General features: G+C 67.2%; 13 protein-coding genes. 4 read left to right on the forward strand and 9 right to left on the reverse strand.

Annotation, left to right across the window (positions count from 1 at the left end):
- Positions 1–81: 81 nt before the first annotated feature.
- The gene (locus tag C5F75_RS08275; protein WP_059585160.1) at positions 82–762 is read right to left on the reverse strand and encodes a PspA/IM30 family protein; all 681 of its coding nucleotides are present in this window, start codon (positions 760–762) and stop codon (positions 82–84) included.
- Between the two features lie 509 nt (positions 763–1,271).
- On the opposite strand from C5F75_RS08275, the gene C5F75_RS08280 reads away from it, so the two are divergent.
- A complete protein-coding gene (locus C5F75_RS08280) occupies positions 1,272–3,794 on the forward strand; it encodes a penicillin-binding protein 1A (protein ID WP_059585161.1) in 2,523 nt (840 codons plus the stop codon).
- 83 nt (positions 3,795–3,877) lie between these two features.
- Here the strand turns inward: C5F75_RS08280 and C5F75_RS08285 are convergent, their stop codons facing one another.
- From C5F75_RS08285 to mfd, 4 genes are all read right to left on the reverse strand, one after another.
- On the reverse strand, positions 3,878–4,312 hold the full coding sequence (locus C5F75_RS08285) for a DUF3574 domain-containing protein (RefSeq protein ID WP_059585162.1): 435 nt from the start codon (positions 4,310–4,312) through the stop codon (positions 3,878–3,880).
- A 145-nt stretch (positions 4,313–4,457) separates the two neighbouring features.
- Positions 4,458–5,477 (reverse strand): threonine/serine dehydratase, encoded by a 1,020-nt coding sequence (locus C5F75_RS08290; RefSeq protein WP_059585163.1) that lies wholly within the window; start codon positions 5,475–5,477, stop codon positions 4,458–4,460.
- A 60-nt stretch (positions 5,478–5,537) separates the two neighbouring features.
- Positions 5,538–6,758: an acetylornithine deacetylase gene (argE, locus tag C5F75_RS08295; RefSeq protein WP_059585164.1), complete on the reverse strand. Its 1,221-nt coding sequence runs from the start codon at positions 6,756–6,758 to the stop codon at positions 5,538–5,540.
- Between the two features lie 126 nt (positions 6,759–6,884).
- Positions 6,885–10,355 carry a transcription-repair coupling factor gene (gene mfd / locus C5F75_RS08300; RefSeq protein ID WP_059585165.1) on the reverse strand — a complete coding sequence of 1,157 codons (3,471 nt, stop codon included), beginning with the start codon at positions 10,353–10,355 and terminating at the stop codon, positions 6,885–6,887.
- A 107-nt stretch (positions 10,356–10,462) separates the two neighbouring features.
- Here mfd and ispD point away from each other — a divergent pair, with 107 nt between their 5' ends.
- Together ispD and ispF are read left to right on the forward strand one after the other, a co-directional pair.
- A complete protein-coding gene (ispD, locus tag C5F75_RS08305) occupies positions 10,463–11,173 on the forward strand; it encodes a 2-C-methyl-D-erythritol 4-phosphate cytidylyltransferase (protein ID WP_059585166.1) in 711 nt (236 codons plus the stop codon).
- Positions 11,174–11,200: 27 nt separating this feature from the next.
- The gene (gene ispF / locus C5F75_RS08310) at positions 11,201–11,686 is read left to right on the forward strand and encodes a 2-C-methyl-D-erythritol 2,4-cyclodiphosphate synthase (protein WP_059585167.1); all 486 of its coding nucleotides are present in this window, start codon (positions 11,201–11,203) and stop codon (positions 11,684–11,686) included.
- A 132-nt stretch (positions 11,687–11,818) separates the two neighbouring features.
- Here the strand turns inward: ispF and C5F75_RS08315 are convergent, their stop codons facing one another.
- The 4 genes from C5F75_RS08315 to ompR form a co-directional block, all read right to left on the reverse strand.
- The gene (locus tag C5F75_RS08315; protein ID WP_104012064.1) at positions 11,819–12,346 is read right to left on the reverse strand and encodes a carboxymuconolactone decarboxylase family protein; all 528 of its coding nucleotides are present in this window, start codon (positions 12,344–12,346) and stop codon (positions 11,819–11,821) included.
- 76 nt (positions 12,347–12,422) lie between these two features.
- Positions 12,423–12,971: a peroxiredoxin gene (locus C5F75_RS08320; RefSeq protein ID WP_034207560.1), complete on the reverse strand. Its 549-nt coding sequence runs from the start codon at positions 12,969–12,971 to the stop codon at positions 12,423–12,425.
- A gap of 189 nt (positions 12,972–13,160) precedes the next feature.
- On the reverse strand, positions 13,161–14,522 hold the full coding sequence (locus C5F75_RS08325; RefSeq protein WP_059585168.1) for an ATP-binding protein: 1,362 nt from the start codon (positions 14,520–14,522) through the stop codon (positions 13,161–13,163).
- A 40-nt stretch (positions 14,523–14,562) separates the two neighbouring features.
- Entirely contained in the window at positions 14,563–15,297 is a 735-nt protein-coding gene (gene ompR / locus C5F75_RS08330) for an osmolarity response regulator transcription factor OmpR (RefSeq protein ID WP_006478565.1), read from the reverse strand.
- A 258-nt stretch (positions 15,298–15,555) separates the two neighbouring features.
- Between ompR and C5F75_RS08340 the strand changes: the two genes are divergently transcribed.
- Entirely contained in the window at positions 15,556–15,834 is a 279-nt protein-coding gene (locus C5F75_RS08340; RefSeq protein ID WP_059585169.1) for a hypothetical protein, read from the forward strand.
- Positions 15,835–15,953 lie beyond the last annotated feature (119 nt).

A 15,953-nucleotide genomic window follows, 5' to 3' on the forward strand; every position in this document is an offset into this window, starting at 1 on the left:
GGCGCGAGGCGCCCGTCTCCTGACGATCGGTTCGCGCCGCGCGCCCGGGCCGGGGCGCGACGCGGGGGCTCGCGGCGGCGGTTACTGCGCGGGCGTATCGAGCTGCTTCTTCAGCGCGGCGAGACGATCTTCGACCGACGGGCCCTTGTTCAACGCGGCGAGCTTGTCCTCGAGCGCCTTGCCGCTCGACGTGTCGGCGGAATTGAGGCGCGCGTCCGAGCGGGCATTCTGCAGCGCGACCTTGTCCTCGAGCTTCTGGAAATCCTCGGACAGGTTCTTGCCGCCGATGCCGCCCAGCGCGCTGGCGGCCACGTCCTTCGCCTGCGCGATTTCCTGCTTGGCCTGCAGGATGTTCGAGCGCGCGTTGAGGTCGTTGCGGCGCTGGCGCATGTCGGCGATCTGCCCCTTCAGCTTGTCGACCGACGGCTCGAGCGTCGCCAGTTCGGCCGCGAGCGCATCGCGCTCGGCTTCCGCGTTGGACTGTGCGGCGAGCGCCTCGCGGGCGAGCGCTTCGTCGCCGGCCTGCAGCGCACGCTTCGCGCCGTCCTCGTACTTCTTCACCTTGTCGTCGGCCGCATCGCGCTTGCTGCGCTGGGTGGCGACCTGTGCCTCGATTTCGATCAGCGAATTCTCGGCACGGCCGATGCTGTCGTCGAGCTCCCGCACGATCTGCCGTGCGTCGCGCGACGGATCCTGTACCGAATCGGCCGCATCGTTCAGCAGGCCTTTGATCGTGCGCGAAATAGAGTCGAAAAGCGACATGAAATCCTCCGTGGTTGAAAGGCGCCGCGTGACCGCGGCAATGCCCGCTGCGAGCTGGTCCCGCTACGGTTCCGCTACGGTTCCGCTACGGTTCCGCTACGGTTCCGCTTCGGTCCCGCTACGGTTCCGGCCCGCGTGAGCCGGCGGATATTACACCACCGGTTCACTTAAATACGGCTTAAACGCGCGAGTTCAAGCGGCTCGTGCATCAGGACGCCCAACCTTTCGCGGCTGAAAGAAACGCGTGCGCACGCGCCGTGTCGCGTGTCCATCATAGGCCGAGGATGCCGACAATACGTGCCGCAAATCACGCCATTGCGGGAATTTTTACAAAAAATCGCGAAGGCCCCCGGTCGATTTCATTAAAATGCGCTGTCACGTCGCGGGAACGGATCGCCGCGCGGCGGGGTCTGTCGACGTGACAGCCGCATCTCGATGCACCCACTCTGATTCATCCGCTTGCATTTCCGCATGCGTCCGAGGGCGCCACGACCGCCCGCCATTCCGACATGCCAATTATCAAACGACCGCCTTCTTCTTCCGACAGGAACGAACCCCACTACACGCTGCGCCGTTCGCCGTCCGGAGCCTATTACCCCGATGACGACGATCGCGACGACGGCCGCCGTGCGCAGCAGCGCGGTGGCGGAGGCGGAGGGCGCCGCCGCACGTTCGGCTCGCGCGTCGCGCTGTGGTTCGTCGGCCTCATCGCGACGCTCGCGGTGGTCGGCGCGCTGATCGTCGGTTACGCGCTCGTCGTGATGGCGCCGCAACTGCCGTCGCTCGATGCGCTGACGAATTACCAGCCGAAGGTGCCGCTGCGCGTGTTCACGGCCGACCACGTGCTGATCGGCGAGTTCGGCGAGGAGCGCCGCAGCCTCGTGCGCTTCCAGGACATTCCCGACGTGATGAAGAAGGCCGTGCTCGCGATCGAGGACTACCGCTTCTACGAGCACGGCGGCGTCGATTTCCTCGGCATCCTGCGCGCGGGCGTGGCCGACCTGATGCACGGCGGCGCGCGTCAGGGCGCGAGTACGATCACGATGCAGGTCGCGCGCAACTTCTTCCTGTCGAGCGAGAAGACCTACACGCGCAAGATCTACGAAATGCTGCTCGCGTACAAGATCGAGAAGGCCCTGACGAAGGACCAGATCCTCGAGCTGTACATGAACCAGATCTATCTCGGCCAGCGTTCGTACGGCTTCGCGGCCGCCGCGCGCGTGTACTTCGGCAAGGACCTGAAGGACATCACGCTCGCGGAAGCGGCGATGCTCGCGGGGCTGCCGAAGGCGCCGTCCGCGTACAACCCGGTCGTCAATCCGAAGCGCGCGAAGGTGCGTCAGGAATACATCCTGAAGCGCATGCTCGACATCGGCTACATCACGCAGCCGCAGTACGACGCAGCGATCAAGGAAGAGATTCACGTGCGCACGCCGGGCAATCAATACGCGGTGCACGGCGAGTACGTCGCCGAGATGGTCCGGCAGATGATGTACGAGCAATACAAGGACGAAACCTACACGCGCGGGCTGACCGTCACGACGACGATCAATTCGGCCGACCAGGAAGCCGCATACCAGGCCGTGCGTCGCGGGATTCTCGACTACGAGCGCCGCCACGGCTATCGCGGCCCCGAAGCGTCGATCAACCTGCCCGCGGCCGGCGACGAGCGCGACGAGGCGATCGACGACGCGCTCGCCGACCACCCGGACAACGGCGACCTGCAATCGGCGGTCGTGCTGTCGGCATCGCCGAACGCGGTCGAGGTGCAGTTCGTCGGCGGGGCGACCACGACGATCGGCCCGGCCGGGCTGCGTTTCGTGTCGGCCGCGCTGGGCCCGCGCGCGAACAACGCGCTGCGCATCAAGCCGGGCTCGGTCGTGCGCGTGCTGAAGGACGGCAAGACGGGCTGGCAGGTCGTGCAGTTGCCGCAGGTCGAAGGCGCGCTCGTCGCGATCGCGCCGCAGGACGGCGCGATCCGCTCGCTCGTCGGCGGCTTCGACTTCAACAAGAGCAAGTTCAACCACGTGACGCAGGCGTGGCGGCAGCCGGGCTCGTCGTTCAAGCCGTTCATCTACTCGGCGTCGCTCGACAAGGGGCTCGGGCCGGCGACGATGATCAACGACGCGCCGCTGTACTTCCCGCCGAGCGTGCCGGGCGGCACCGCGTGGGAGCCGAAGGACGACGACCAGCCGGACGGCCCGATGACGATGCGCACCGGCCTGCAGCGTTCGAAGAACCTCGTGTCGATCCGGATCCTCGCGTCGATCGGCACGCAGTACGCGCAGCAGTACGTGACGCAGCGCTTCGGCTTCGATCCGGCGAAGACGCCGCCGTACCTGCCGATGGCGCTCGGCGCGGGGCTCGTGACGCCGCTGCAGCTCGCGACCGGCTACGCGGTGTTCGCGAACGGCGGCTACAAGGTCGACCCGTACCTGATCGCCGAAGTCGACGACGCGCGCGGCCAGCCGATGCAGAAGTCGCAGCCGGTGGTCGCGGGCAGCACGGCGCCGCGCACGATCGAAGGCCGCAACGCGTACGTGATGAACAGCCTGCTGCATTCGGTCGCGACGGCCGGCACGGGCGCGGGTACCAACGCGCTGGGCCGCAACGACCTGCAGGGCAAGACGGGTACGACGAACGATGCGAAGGATGGCTGGTTCGCCGGCTACCAGCAGTCGCTCGTCGCGGTGGCTTGGATGGGCTTCGACCAGCCGAAGAGCCTGGGCAGCCGCGAATTCGGCGCGCAGCTCGCGCTGCCGATCTGGGTGAACTACATGCGCACCGCGCTGAACGGCGTGCCCGAGCAGCAGATGCCGATGCCGGACGGCCTGACCACGATCGACGGCGAGCTGTACTACGCCGATCGCACGCCGGGCAACGGCTTCGTCGCGAACGTCGACATCAACCCGGCCGAGAACGCGATCAGCGCGAACGACGCCCTCGGTTCCGCCGGCGCGGCAGGGCTGGCGCCGCCGCCCGTCACGCCGCAGGAGAAGCAGCAGATCATGGACATGTTCGAGAGCAAGTAAGCGATACGCCGTTCTCCGCGCATGCGACGGGCGCCTTCGGGCGCCCGTTTTTTTGCGTGCGGCCGGGCGGCAAAGACGGTGAATCAGAACGACGCGCAGGCCGGCACGACGGTCATGCCGACCGATTGCTGATGAAATCGCTCGACGTACGCTTGCCGGATCGCGGCGAGCCGCGTACGCGTGTCGGGCGTATCGTCGGCGATGATACGGATCACGAAACTGTCTTCGCGCGTGATCGCGCCGCTCGCGCGGTCGCGCCACTGGCCGTGCGTGTCCCAGTACGTGAGGCCGTCGGCGAAGCGTGGCGTGACCGTGTCGGCGAGGAATGCCGCGCGTTCGGCATCGGTGACGGGGCCGCGCCCGGCGATGTCGCGCCCGAACAGCAGGTCGGCCTGCAGCATGCGGCTTTCGCCCGGCCGCGCGCAGGACGCAGATTGCGCGGGGGAGGTGGACGAGGGTGGCGCCGCGCAACCGGCGAGCAGGGCGAGCACCGCAGCGCATGCGGCCAGCCGCCGCATCTGCCCATTTCGTGACGATCGACCTTCGCGCGCGCAAAACGCCGCCCGCTCAACCACTTGCGCGCTTGTCCGGCGGGTTATCAACAGGGCTGTCAACATAATCTGGGGATAACCCCGGGTCGGTTTGCGCACGCACGACGCGTGGTCAGTGCTGCAGTTGCGCGTGCGCGAGGTGCATGCCGAGCGTGGCGGGATCGGTGTTCGTGCCCGACAGCAGCACGCCGACGCGCTTGCCCTGCAGCGTTTCGCGCAGCGGGCCGAGGAGCGCCGCGAGCGCGGCCGCGCAGGCCGGCTCCACCGACAGTTTCAGGTGCGAGAACAGGAACAGCATCGCGGCGCGCAGTGCATCGTCGGAGACGGTGACGATGCGATCGAGATGGCGCCGGCACAGCTGATAGCTGTATTCCTCGGTATGCGGCGCCATCAGCGAATCGGCGATCGACTGCATCGCGCTCATCTTGATCGTGTGATTGGCCGCGAAGCTGCGGCTCATCGCGTCGGCGCCTTCCGGCTCGACGCCGTACACGTGCACGCGCGGATTCGCGAGCCGCAGCGCGGTCGCCATGCCGGCCGCGAGCCCGCCGCCGCCGATCGGCACGATCACCGCGTCGAGGTCCGGCGTCTGCGTCGCCCATTCGTAGCCGAGCGTCGCGGTGCCTAGGATCGTGTGATAGCCGTTGAACGGATGAATGAAGAAGCGGCCTTCCTCGGCCTCGATGCGCCGCACGAGGTCGAATGCCTGCGACGCGCTGCCCGCGAGCACGACTTCCGCGCGGTACTGCTTGCACTGCGCGATGCGCGTCGGGCTTGCGGTATGGAACATCACGACCTTCGCGCTGCTGCCGAGCCGCATCGTCGCGTACGCGACGGCCGCCGCATGATTGCCGGCCGACACGCAGGTGACGCCCGCGTTCTTGCGGGCTTCGTCGAGCGCGAGCACGTGCGTGAACGCGCCGCGCGCCTTGAAGCTGCCGCTCGCCTGCAGCAGCTCGAACTTGAAGTTGACGTGCGTGCCTTCGAGGGAGGGCAGGTCGGCGCGCTCGAATACGGGCGTGCGCGCGACCCACGGCGACAACGCGAAATGCTGCGCGGCAATCTCGTCGAGCGTCGGAATCGGCTCGCCGTCGATCGTCGTATGGGCCGTGCCCTGTTGTTCAGTCGACATGACGTGGCGGGTGGCGGAGTGGGCCGGCCCGCGCACGCGGGCCGGCGTGGCGGGAGGCAGTCAGTGCGCGTCGACCGACATGCTGCGGATGAACTTGCGCAGGAATTGCTCGCAGCCGGCGAGCTGCGCGAGCTCGACATATTCGTTCGGCTTGTGCGCCTGCTCGATGTTGCCGGGCCCGCACACGACGCTCGGGATGCCCGCGCGGGCGAACAGCCCGGCCTCGGTGCCGTACGCGACCTTGCGCTTGTCCTGGTCGGCCGTCAGCGCGCGCACGAGCTGCGTGATCGCCGCCTGTTCGGTCGCGTCGAGGCCGGGCGCCGCGGCGATCTTCGAGAACTCGATCGCGGCGCCCGGATGCTCGCGCAGCATCTGCGGCAGCAGCGTTTCCTGCGCGTACGCTTCGATGCGCGCGAAGATCTGTTCGGGATCGAGCGTCGGCAGGTTGCGGAATTCGAAGTCGAAGCGGCACTCGGCCGGCACGGTGTTGATCGCGTTGCCGCCCTGGATCGTGCTCGTCTGCGCGGTCGTGAACGGCACGTCGTACAGTTCGTCGAACGGGCCTTCGGCGCGAAAGCGCTCGGCGATGTCGCGGATGTGGCAGATGAGGCGCGCCGCATACTCGATCGCGTTGAGCCCCTTCGGCGTCAGCGACGAATGCGCGGCGTGGCCGCGCACGCAGCAGCGGTACGCGTTGATGCCCTTGTGCGCGATGATCGGCCGCATGCTGGTCGGCTCGCCGACGATGCAGCCGGACGGCTGTACGCCGCGCTTCACGAGATCGGCGATCATCAGCGGCGCGCCCGCGCAGCCGATTTCCTCGTCGTAGGACAGCGCGAAATGGATCGGCTGCGCGAGCTTCGTCGCCTGCATCTCGGGCAGCAGTGCGAGCGCCGCGCCGATGAAGCCCTTCATGTCGCAGGTGCCGCGGCCGTACAGGCGGCCGTCGCGGATTTCCGGCGCGAACGGGTCGCTGTCCCATTGCTGGCCGTCGACCGGCACGACGTCGGTATGGCCCGACAGCACGATGCCGCCGTTCGTCGAACCGTCGTGCGCGGGCACGGTGGCAAACAGGTTCGCCCAGCCGTCGCGCGGGTCGTGCGTGATCGTCGACGCGATGCCCTTCGCGGCGAGCGCGTCGCGCACCGTCTCGATCAGGCCGAGGTTCGGCACGCGGCTCGTCGTGTCCATCGACACGAGTTGCTTGACCCAGGGCAGGCTGACGAGCGATGCATCGCGTTCGGTGGCGGCGGACGGCGCCGTCGCGTCGGGAGTGGACATGGCAAAACTCCGTCTGATGAATGAGAAATCATACTCAAAAACGCGCCCGGCCGCCTTCGCCGGGCGCGATGCGGTGCAGCAACGTCGCGCCCGTCAGGATCGCATCGGCGCCGCGTCGGCGCTGCATCAACGGGCCGCGACGGCCGCCCCCTGTTTCGGGGCGAGCGCGCGCAGCGTTTCCTTGATCGTCGACACGCGGATCGCGAGGTCGGGCGAGCGCGTCTCGATGCGCAGCTTGTCCTGGCCCGCGAGCTTGATGTGGCGATGCTTCTGCACCATCTCGATGATCCGCATCGGATCGATCGGCGGGTTCGGCTCGAACTGCAGTCCGATCGCGGCCTCGCTCGCGTCGATCTTCACGATGCCGAGCGGCTTCGCGGCGATCCGCAGCCGGTGCGTCTCGACGAGCGCGTGCGCCTGCGGCGGCAGCTTGCCGAAGCGGTCGATCAGTTCCTCCTGGATGCCGTCGATCGCGTCGCCGTGCTCGCAGTTCGCGAGCCGCTTGTACAGCGACAGCCGCTCCTGCACGTCCGCGCAGTAGTCGGCCGGCAGGATCGCGGGCGCATGCAGGTTGATTTCGGTCGTCGCGGCGAGCGGGGCGGTGAGGTCGGGTTCCTTGCCGTTCTTCAGCGCCTTCACCGCGTCGTTCAGCATGTCCGTATAGAGCTGGAAGCCGATCTCGTGGATTTCGCCCGACTGCTTGTCGCCGAGCACCTCGCCGGTGCCGCGGATCTCGAGGTCGTGCATCGCGAGATAGAAGCCCGAGCCCAGTTCCTCCATCTGCTGAATCGCTTCCAGCCGGCGCTGCGCCTGCTTGGTCAACGACTGCGGATCGTTGACCAGCAGGTACGCGTAGGCCTGGTGGTGCGAGCGGCCGACGCGGCCGCGCAACTGGTGAAGCTGCGCGAGGCCGAACTTGTCCGCGCGGTGCATGATGATCGTGTTCGCGCTCGGCACGTCGATGCCGGTCTCGATGATGGTCGTGCACAGCAGCACGTTCGCACGCTGCGCGACGAAATCGCGCATCACGCGTTCGAGCTCGCGCTCGTGCATCTGGCCGTGCGCGATCACGATGCGCGCCTCGGGCACGAGCGCCTCGAGCATCGCCTTGCGGTTCTCGATCGTCTCGACCTCGTTGTGCAGGAAGTACACCTGGCCGCCGCGCTTCAGCTCGCGCAGCATCGCCTCGCGGATCACGCTTTCTTCCTCGCGGCGTACGAACGTCTTGATCGCGAGCCGCTTCTGCGGCGCGGTCGCGATCACCGAGAAATCGCGCAGCCCTTCGAGCGCCATGCCGAGCGTACGCGGGATCGGCGTCGCGGTGAGCGTCAGCACGTCGACTTCCGCGCGCAGCGCCTTCAGCGCTTCCTTCTGGCGCACGCCGAAGCGGTGCTCCTCGTCGATGATCACGAGGCCGAGGCGCTTGAACTGCACGTCCGACGACAGCAGCTTGTGCGTGCCGATCACGATGTCGACGCTGCCTTCGTTGATCTGCGCGATCGCCGCGTTCACTTCCTTCGCGGTCTTGAAGCGCGACAGCTCGACGATGCGCACCGGCCAGTCCGCGAAGCGGTCGGCGAAGGTCTGCGTGTGCTGCTCGGCGAGCAGCGTCGTCGGCGACAGCAGCGCGACCTGCTTGCCGCCCATCACCGCGATGAACGCGGCGCGCAGCGCGACCTCGGTCTTGCCGAAGCCGACGTCGCCGCACACGAGGCGGTCCATCGGCTTGCCGCTCGTCATGTCGCCGATCACGGCCGCGATCGCCGCGGCCTGGTCGGGCGTTTCCTCGAAGCCGAAGCTTTCCGCGAATTTCACGTAGTCGCGCGGGTCGAGCGCGAACGCGTGGCCCTCGCGGGCCGCGCGGCGCGCGTACAGATTCAGCAGCTCGGCGGCCGTGTCGCGGATCTGCTGCGCGGCCTTGCGCTTCGCGCGCTCCCACTGGCCGGAGCCGAGCGCGTGCAGCGGTGCGCTGTCGGGATCGGCGCCGCTGTAGCGCGAGATCACGTGCAGTTGCGCGACGGGCACGTAGAGCTTGCTGTCGCCCGAGTATTCGAGATGCAGGAATTCGGTCTCGCCTTCGCCGAGATCCATCGACACGAGGCCCATGTAGCGGCCGATGCCGTGCTGCGCGTGCACGACCGGGTCGCCCACTTTCAGCTCGGACAGGTCGCGCACCATCGCGTCGACGTTGCTCGCCTGTTCCTGCCGGCGGCGGCCCGCGCGGCGGCCGAGCGCGCCGTACAGCTCGGTTTCGGTGACGATCGCGTAACCTTCGCCCGGCACCGCGAAACCGTTCGCGAGCGGCGCGACGCCGAGCGCGAAGCGCGCGTCGCTCGCGAGCCAGCTCGCGAAATCGTCGTTCGAGGATGGCCGCAGGTGATGTTCCGCGAGCAGTTGCAGGATCGTTTCCCGACGGCCGGCCGATTCGACGGTGAGCAGCACGCGCTTGCCCGACGATTCGACGAACGTGCGCAGCGACGCGAGCGGATCCTCCGCATGGCGGTCGACGGTGAGCTCGGGCAGCGCGGTCGCCCAGCCGCCGGCCGGCTGCGCGGGCAGCACGACGCGCGCGAACGGCTTCGCGAACGCGAAGAAATCCTCGTCGGACAGGAACAGCCGCTGCGGCTCGAGAATCGGCCGCTCGCGATCGTGCGCGAGGAACGCGTGACGCTGCTTCGTATCGGCCGTGAAGCGGCGGATCGACGCTTCGAGATCGCCGGTGAACACGAGGTGCGCGTCCTGCGGCAGGTAGTGGAACAGCGTGGCCGTCTCGTCGAAGAACAGCGGCAGGTAATACTCGATGCCGGCCGACGGCACGCCGTTGCCGATGTCCTTGTAGATCGGCGCGCGGCTCGGGTCGCCCTCGAAGGTTTCGCGCCAGCGGCTGCGGAAGGCCGTGCGCGCGGCCTCGTCGAACGGGAACTCGCGGCCGGGCAGCAGGCGCACGTCGCGCACCGGGTACAGGCTGCGCTGCGTGTCGGGGTCGAACGCGCGGATCGAGTCGACCTGGTCGTCGAACAGGTCGATCCGGTACGGCAGCGGCGAACCCATCGGGTACAGGTCGATCAGCGAGCCGCGCACGCAGTATTCGCCGGGCCGCACGACCTGGCTCACGTGCTCGTAGCCGGCCAGCGTGAGCTGCGATTTCAGCTTAGCCTCGTCGAGCCGCTCGCCCTGCGCGAACGCGAACGTGTACGCGGCCATGAACGACGCGGGCGGCATCCGGTACAGCGCGGTGGTCGCGGGCACCAGCAGGATGTCGCAGCGGCCCTCGCCGAGGTCGTGCAGCGTCGCCAGCCGCTCGGACACGAGGTCCTGGTGCGGCGAGAACGTGTCGTACGGCAGCGTTTCCCAGTCGGGCAGCAGGCGCACGCGCGCGTCGGGCGAGAAGTAGTGGATTTCCTGCGACAGCCGCTGCGCGTCGACCGCGTTCGCGCAGATCACCGCGAGGAGCGGCACGTCCTGGCGGTTGTCGGCGAGATAACGGGCGATGGCGAGCGCGTCGGCGGAGCCGTGCGCGCCGTCGAAGGCGAAACGCTGGCCGGGCTTGACGCGGGCAACGGGTGAAGCGGACGGGGTGGAAGCGTTATCTGGCATAGGGACGACAGGGGTGGCGTGCACGGGCGCATCGCGGTGCGCCGGTCGAGACGAAAGACCTATTATAAAATCCGCTTCTCGATTTCACCTTTCCGGCGTTTCCCTTCGTGACTCCCCGACTTTTCGCCCTGATTCCCTGTGCCGGCACGGGCAGCCGTTCCGGTTCGGCCGTGCCGAAGCAATACCGCACGCTGGCCGGCCGCGCGCTGCTGCACTACACGCTCGCCGCGTTCGACGCGTGCAGCGAGTTCGCGCAGACGCTCGTCGTGCTCGCGCCCGACGATACCCATTTCGACGCGCGCCGCTTCGCGGGCCTGCGCTTCGCGGTGCGTCGCTGCGGCGGCGGCTCGCGGCAGGCGTCGGTGCTCAACGGGCTGCTGGAGCTGGCGGAATTCGGCGCGACCGACCACGACTGGGTGCTCGTGCACGACGCCGCGCGCCCGGGCATCACGCCGGCGCTGATCCGCACGCTCGTCGCGACGCTGAAGGATGACCCGGTCGGCGGGATCGTCGCGCTGCCGGTGGCCGATACGCTCAAGCGCGTGCCGGCCGGCGGCGACGCGATCGCGCGCACGGAGCCGCGCGACGCGCTGTGGCAGGCGCAGACGCCGCAGATGTTCCGTATCGGCATGCTGCGCGAAGCGATCCTGCGCGCGCAGCGCGAAGGGCACGACCTGACCGACGAAGCGAGCGCGATCGAATGGGCCGGCCATACGCCGCGCGTCGTGCAGGGCAGCCTGCGCAACTTCAAGGTCACGTACCCGGAAGATTTCGCGCTCGCGGAGGCGATCCTCGCGCGCCCCGAAAACGCTTCCTGACTTTCACTCCTCTCAATCGGAACACGCATGGATTTCAGAATCGGACAAGGCTACGACGTGCACCAGCTCGTCGAAGGACGCCCCCTCATCATCGGCGGCGTGACGATTCCGTACGAGCGCGGCCTGCTCGGCCACTCGGACGCGGACGTGCTGCTGCACGCGATCACCGACGCGCTGTTCGGCGCGGCGGCGCTCGGCGACATCGGCCGCCATTTCTCCGACACCGACGCGGCGTTCAAGGGCGCCGACAGCCGCGTGCTGCTGCGCGCGTGCGCCGAGCGCGTGAAGGCGGCCGGCTTCGCGATCCAGAACGTCGACAGCACCGTGATCGCGCAGGCGCCGAAGCTCGCGCCGCATATCGACGGGATGCGCGCGAACATCGCCGCGGATCTCGGGCTGCCGCTCGAGCGCGTGAACGTGAAGGCGAAGACCAACGAGAAGCTCGGCTATCTCGGCCGCGGCGAGGGGATCGAGGCGCAGGCCGCCGCGCTGCTGGTGAAGCAGGGCGGCTGACGTCCGGCCGTGGCGGCGTGCGGTTCGCGCCGCACGCCGCGCCGCCGAAATGAAAAATGCCACGCGCATGCGTGGCATTTTCGTTGGAAGCGGGCGTCGCGTATGGCGAGCGCCGCGCAACCGCTCATTCGCTCATTCGCCTTCGGCGGCGATCACCTGCGCGGCGGCGTTGATCACCGACGCGATGCGGCCGACGTCGCGCAGTTGCGTGACGGTCATCCCTTGCTCGTTCTTCAGCAGCGCAAAGTGCGACTTCACGCAGAAGTGGCACTTGCCGACGATCGACGCGGCAAGCGCGTACATCTCGAACTTGCGCTTGTCGACGCCGCCGTGCGTCGCATACGCGCCCATCCGCAATTCGGCGCGCTGCGTCTTCAGGTCGGCGTCGTCGGCCATCTCGACATACGGATACCACGTGTTGTTCATCCCCATCAGCGCGGCCGCCGTCAGCACGGCGTTCGTCTCTTCGGGCGACAGCACGCCGGCTTCGCGGATCGTCTTCACGAGCACCGTGCTCTTCGCTGCGATGGCCGCCGCCAGCGCCACGCCGACCGCGTCGGTGCCTTCGAGCGACGAGCGCGAGATCGTGCCGTCGAGGTTCAGGCGAATGTCCTTCGCGTAGTCGGGGATACGCGCCTTAATCGAGTCGATGAATTCCATTGATATCTCCTATGGGTTGGCCGTTAAAAAAGCCCGCAGGCAGGACGTGCGCCGCGGGCTTCGTGCATCGATGCGCTTACAGCGTTGCGCCGCCGACTGCACGGTTGCACGGGCACAGTTCGTCCGTTTGCAGGCCGTCCAGAATACGCAGGACTTCTTCCGGGCTGCGGCCGACGTTCAGGTTGTTCACCGAAACGTGCTGGATCGTGTTGTCCGGATCGACGATGAACGTCGCGCGCAGGGCCACGCCGGCTTCCTTGTCGCGCACGCCGAGCTGGTCGATCAGTTCGCCCTTGACGTCGCCGAACGAGTAGTGGTTCAGCTTGTCGAGATCCTTGTGCTCACGGCGCCATGCGAGCTTGACGAATTCGTTGTCCGAGCTGCCGCCGAGCAGGACGGCGTCGCGCTCTTCGAACTGCTTCGTGAGCTTCGCGAATTCGACGATTTCCGTCGGGCACACGAACGTGAAATCCTTCGGATAGAAGTAGATGATCTTCCACTTGCCCGGGAACGACGCTTCGGTGATCGTCTCGAACGCCGACTGGCCGTTTTCCTCATGATTGTTGAAGCCCGGCTTCGCGGCTACGACGGTGAATGCTTCGAGTTTATCGCCCACGGTTTTCATGCGGATACTCCTGTGTGAGTTGGGAAGAAGACTGAGTCAAGCTACCTCGGTGCTGCAACGATGATGTGACAGCATGCCGAAGACTATAACACTATTAATAAGACACTTCAATAGATTTTGACTAACGACCCTCATAGCTTTTATCAACCGGGCCGATAGTGTGACGCGCAAGATGCGTGCGCGAGCGTGTCACGCGGTCGCACGCGCCTTGCCGGCGCCCGGGAACTCGAGCGTGACTTCCAGGCCCGCTTCGGGGTGGCGGTTGCGCAGGCGCAGCGCGCCGCGATAACGGCTGACGAGCCGCAGCACGATCGCCATCCCGAGGCCCGTGCCGTCCGCCTTGGTGCGCGCGGTGTCGACGCGGTAGAACGGTCGCATCACGAGCGGCAGTTGATCCTCGGGGATGCCGGGGCCTTCGTCGCTCACCGCCAGTTCGACACGCGCATGCGACACGCGCGTCTCGAGCGTGATGCGCGAGATGCCGTCCTGCTTGCTCTGGCCGTACTTGCGCGCGTTCTCGACGAGGTTGCCGATCACGCGACGCATGTCGGTCTCGTCGGCTTCGATGATCGCGCTCGGCGCGAGCCGCGTGCGGATCTCGACGCCGTCCTCGCCCGACACGCGCGCGGCGACTTCGTGCGCGATCGACGACAGGTCGACCGGTTCCGGCTTGCGCTGCGACGGGCGTGCGTAGTCGATGAAGGCCGCGATGATGCGGTCCATCTGCTCGATGTCGTCGACCATCGCATCCTTCGTCGCCTGGTCGGACGGGCTCATCTCGGTTTCGAGCCGCAGCCGCGCGAGCGGCGTGCGCAGGTCGTGCGAGATGCCCGCGAGCATCAGCGCGCGATCGGCCTCGAGCTGTTCGAGGTCGCGCACCATCTGGTTGAAGCTGCGGTTGGTTTCGGCCGCGACGCCCATCCCGCGCTCGGGCAGCGGCTCGGGCGCCTGGCCCGAACCGACCTGGCGCGCGGCGAGCGCGAGCCGCGAGAACGGCCGGTTCACGAGGCTCGTGATGAACGCGGAGCCGAACAGCGACAGCGCGAGCGCGAACAGCCCCCAGCCGGCCCACTGCAGGCCCGTGACGTTGTCGAGCTGGTCGCGGTCGAGCGCGACCCAGTAATCGTCGTCGTCGATCTTGAAGCTGATCCAGACGCCGGGAATGTCGTTGACCGACTGCGCGATCACGGTATCGTCGCCGAGGCGGCTGCGGATGTCGTGCTCGATCAGGCGGTTCAGCGATTCGTCGGGCTGCAGCTTGAACTTGTCGGTTTTCTCGCGCGGGTACACGCGCACGCCCTCGTTGCTCTCGAGATCCTGCAGCAGCGCGCGCCGCAAGTCGGGATCGGAATAGAGCAGGGCGGTGCGCGTGAGCTTCACGACCGCGACGAGCTGGAGCGCGACGCGCTGCGCACGCGGCTCGCGCTCGATCACGCGAAAACTCTGGAACCACGCGGCGAGACTGACCGAGATCAGCAGCGCGATCAGCAGGAAGGTGCGCCAGAACAGCCCGCCGAACGCGAGCTGCAGAAGGCGCCGGTCGATACGCATGGGACGGGCCGTGGGCGGGGCGAAACCGGGAAGAAAAAACTCAGGCGGCGCCGTCCGGGATGAACACGTAGCCGAGGCCCCAGACGGTCTGGATGAAGCGCGGGCTGCCCGGATCCGGTTCGATCAGCTTGCGCAGGCGCGAGATCTGCACGTCGAGGCTGCGGTCGAACACTTCGTATTCGCGGCCGCGCGCGAGCTCCATCAGCTTTTCGCGCGACAGCGGCTGGCGCGGATGACGCGCGAAGACTTTCAGCACCGAGAATTCGCCGGTGGTCAGCGGAATTTCCTGGCCGGACTTCGTCAGCGTGCGCGTGGCGAGGTTCAGCGAGAATTCGCCGAACTCGAACACCTCGGTGGTTTCCGACGGCGCGCCCGGCAGTTCGGCCGGCGCCTGGCGGCGCAGCACCGCATGAATGCGCGCGACCAGCTCGCGCGGGTTGAACGGCTTCGGCAGGTAATCGTCGGCGCCCATCTCGAGGCCGACGATGCGATCGACGTCTTCGCCCTTCGCGGTGAGCATGATGATCGGCGTGCGGTCGTTGCTGCCGCGCAGGCGGCGGCAGATCGACAGGCCGTCTTCGCCGGGCAGCATCAGGTCGAGCACGAGCAGGTCGAAACGCTCGCGTACCCAGAGCTTGTTCATCGCGGTCGCGTTTTCCGCGACGTAGACGTTGAAACCCTGCTCGCCGAGGTAGCGGCGCAGCAGATCGCGCAGGCGAGGGTCGTCGTCGACGACGAGAATCTTGGAGGGGTTTTTCGTTTCCATGATCGGCATCTTATCGCGAATGGGAATTGACGCACGGCCGCGTATTTTCGTGCGTTACAGTCGGTTACAAAATTTACCCGTAGTGTCGCGCCGAGTAAAGGCAGGCTATATAGATTCCTTTACTCGAAGCCGAAATTCGGTAGATACTCCCCTGCACTCCATCTTTCATCTTTGCACACCCGAATTCCGCAGGGTTTTTCAAGTACCAGAGGTAGCCGGTTGCCGCGTGACGAAGGGAACAAATCGACCAAAGAAGCGAGGACGGTCATGCGATCTGCCCGGATTGCACTGATGCTGACGATCGCACTTGCCGGTCCGTATGCGTCGAACTTCGCGTATGCGCAGCGCCCCGAGCAGGGCGCACCGTCGCGCAAGCTGCCGCGCGGCAAAGCGTCGCAACCCGATCGCGCCGCCGACATGACGGCCCGTTCCGCCGTGCCTCCCGATCTCGAACAGCGCCGCCGCGACGGGCACATGACGCCCGAAGAGCGGCACCTGTTGCGCCAGCACATCGAAGACGCCGTTCGCGAGCTGTACAAGCGCTGATGCGTGCCGTCGTTTTTCGTGCGCGGAAATGCCCGCGCGGAAAGAATTCGTAGCACTTTTTCCGTCAACTTTCGGCCGCCGAATGCCGTTGTACGGGCATCCGCACCGTCGGTGCGTTC

This window comes from Burkholderia anthinoferrum (assembly GCF_002925705.1).
Lineage (GTDB): Bacteria > Pseudomonadota > Gammaproteobacteria > Burkholderiales > Burkholderiaceae > Burkholderia > Burkholderia semiarida.

Bases quoted from the DNA above. Each gene is read 5' to 3' on its own strand.
- C5F75_RS08275 (WP_059585160.1), bottom strand. From the start codon at position 762: ATGTCGCTTTTCGACTCTATTTCGCGCACGATCAAAGGCCTGCTGAAC.
- C5F75_RS08280 (WP_059585161.1), top strand. From the start codon at position 1,272: ATGCCAATTATCAAACGACCGCCTTCTTCTTCCGACAGGAACGAACCC.
- C5F75_RS08285 (WP_059585162.1), bottom strand. From the start codon at position 4,312: ATGCGGCGGCTGGCCGCATGCGCTGCGGTGCTCGCCCTGCTCGCCGGT.
- C5F75_RS08290 (WP_059585163.1), bottom strand. From the start codon at position 5,477: ATGTCGACTGAACAACAGGGCACGGCCCATACGACGATCGACGGCGAG.
- argE (WP_059585164.1), bottom strand. From the start codon at position 6,758: ATGTCCACTCCCGACGCGACGGCGCCGTCCGCCGCCACCGAACGCGAT.
- mfd (WP_059585165.1), bottom strand. From the start codon at position 10,355: ATGCCAGATAACGCTTCCACCCCGTCCGCTTCACCCGTTGCCCGCGTC.
- ispF (WP_059585167.1), top strand. From the start codon at position 11,201: ATGGATTTCAGAATCGGACAAGGCTACGACGTGCACCAGCTCGTCGAA.
- C5F75_RS08315 (WP_104012064.1), bottom strand. From the start codon at position 12,346: ATGGAATTCATCGACTCGATTAAGGCGCGTATCCCCGACTACGCGAAG.
- C5F75_RS08320 (WP_034207560.1), bottom strand. From the start codon at position 12,971: ATGAAAACCGTGGGCGATAAACTCGAAGCATTCACCGTCGTAGCCGCG.
- C5F75_RS08325 (WP_059585168.1), bottom strand. From the start codon at position 14,522: ATGCGTATCGACCGGCGCCTTCTGCAGCTCGCGTTCGGCGGGCTGTTC.
- ompR (WP_006478565.1), bottom strand. From the start codon at position 15,297: ATGCCGATCATGGAAACGAAAAACCCCTCCAAGATTCTCGTCGTCGAC.
- C5F75_RS08340 (WP_059585169.1), top strand. From the start codon at position 15,556: ATGCGATCTGCCCGGATTGCACTGATGCTGACGATCGCACTTGCCGGT.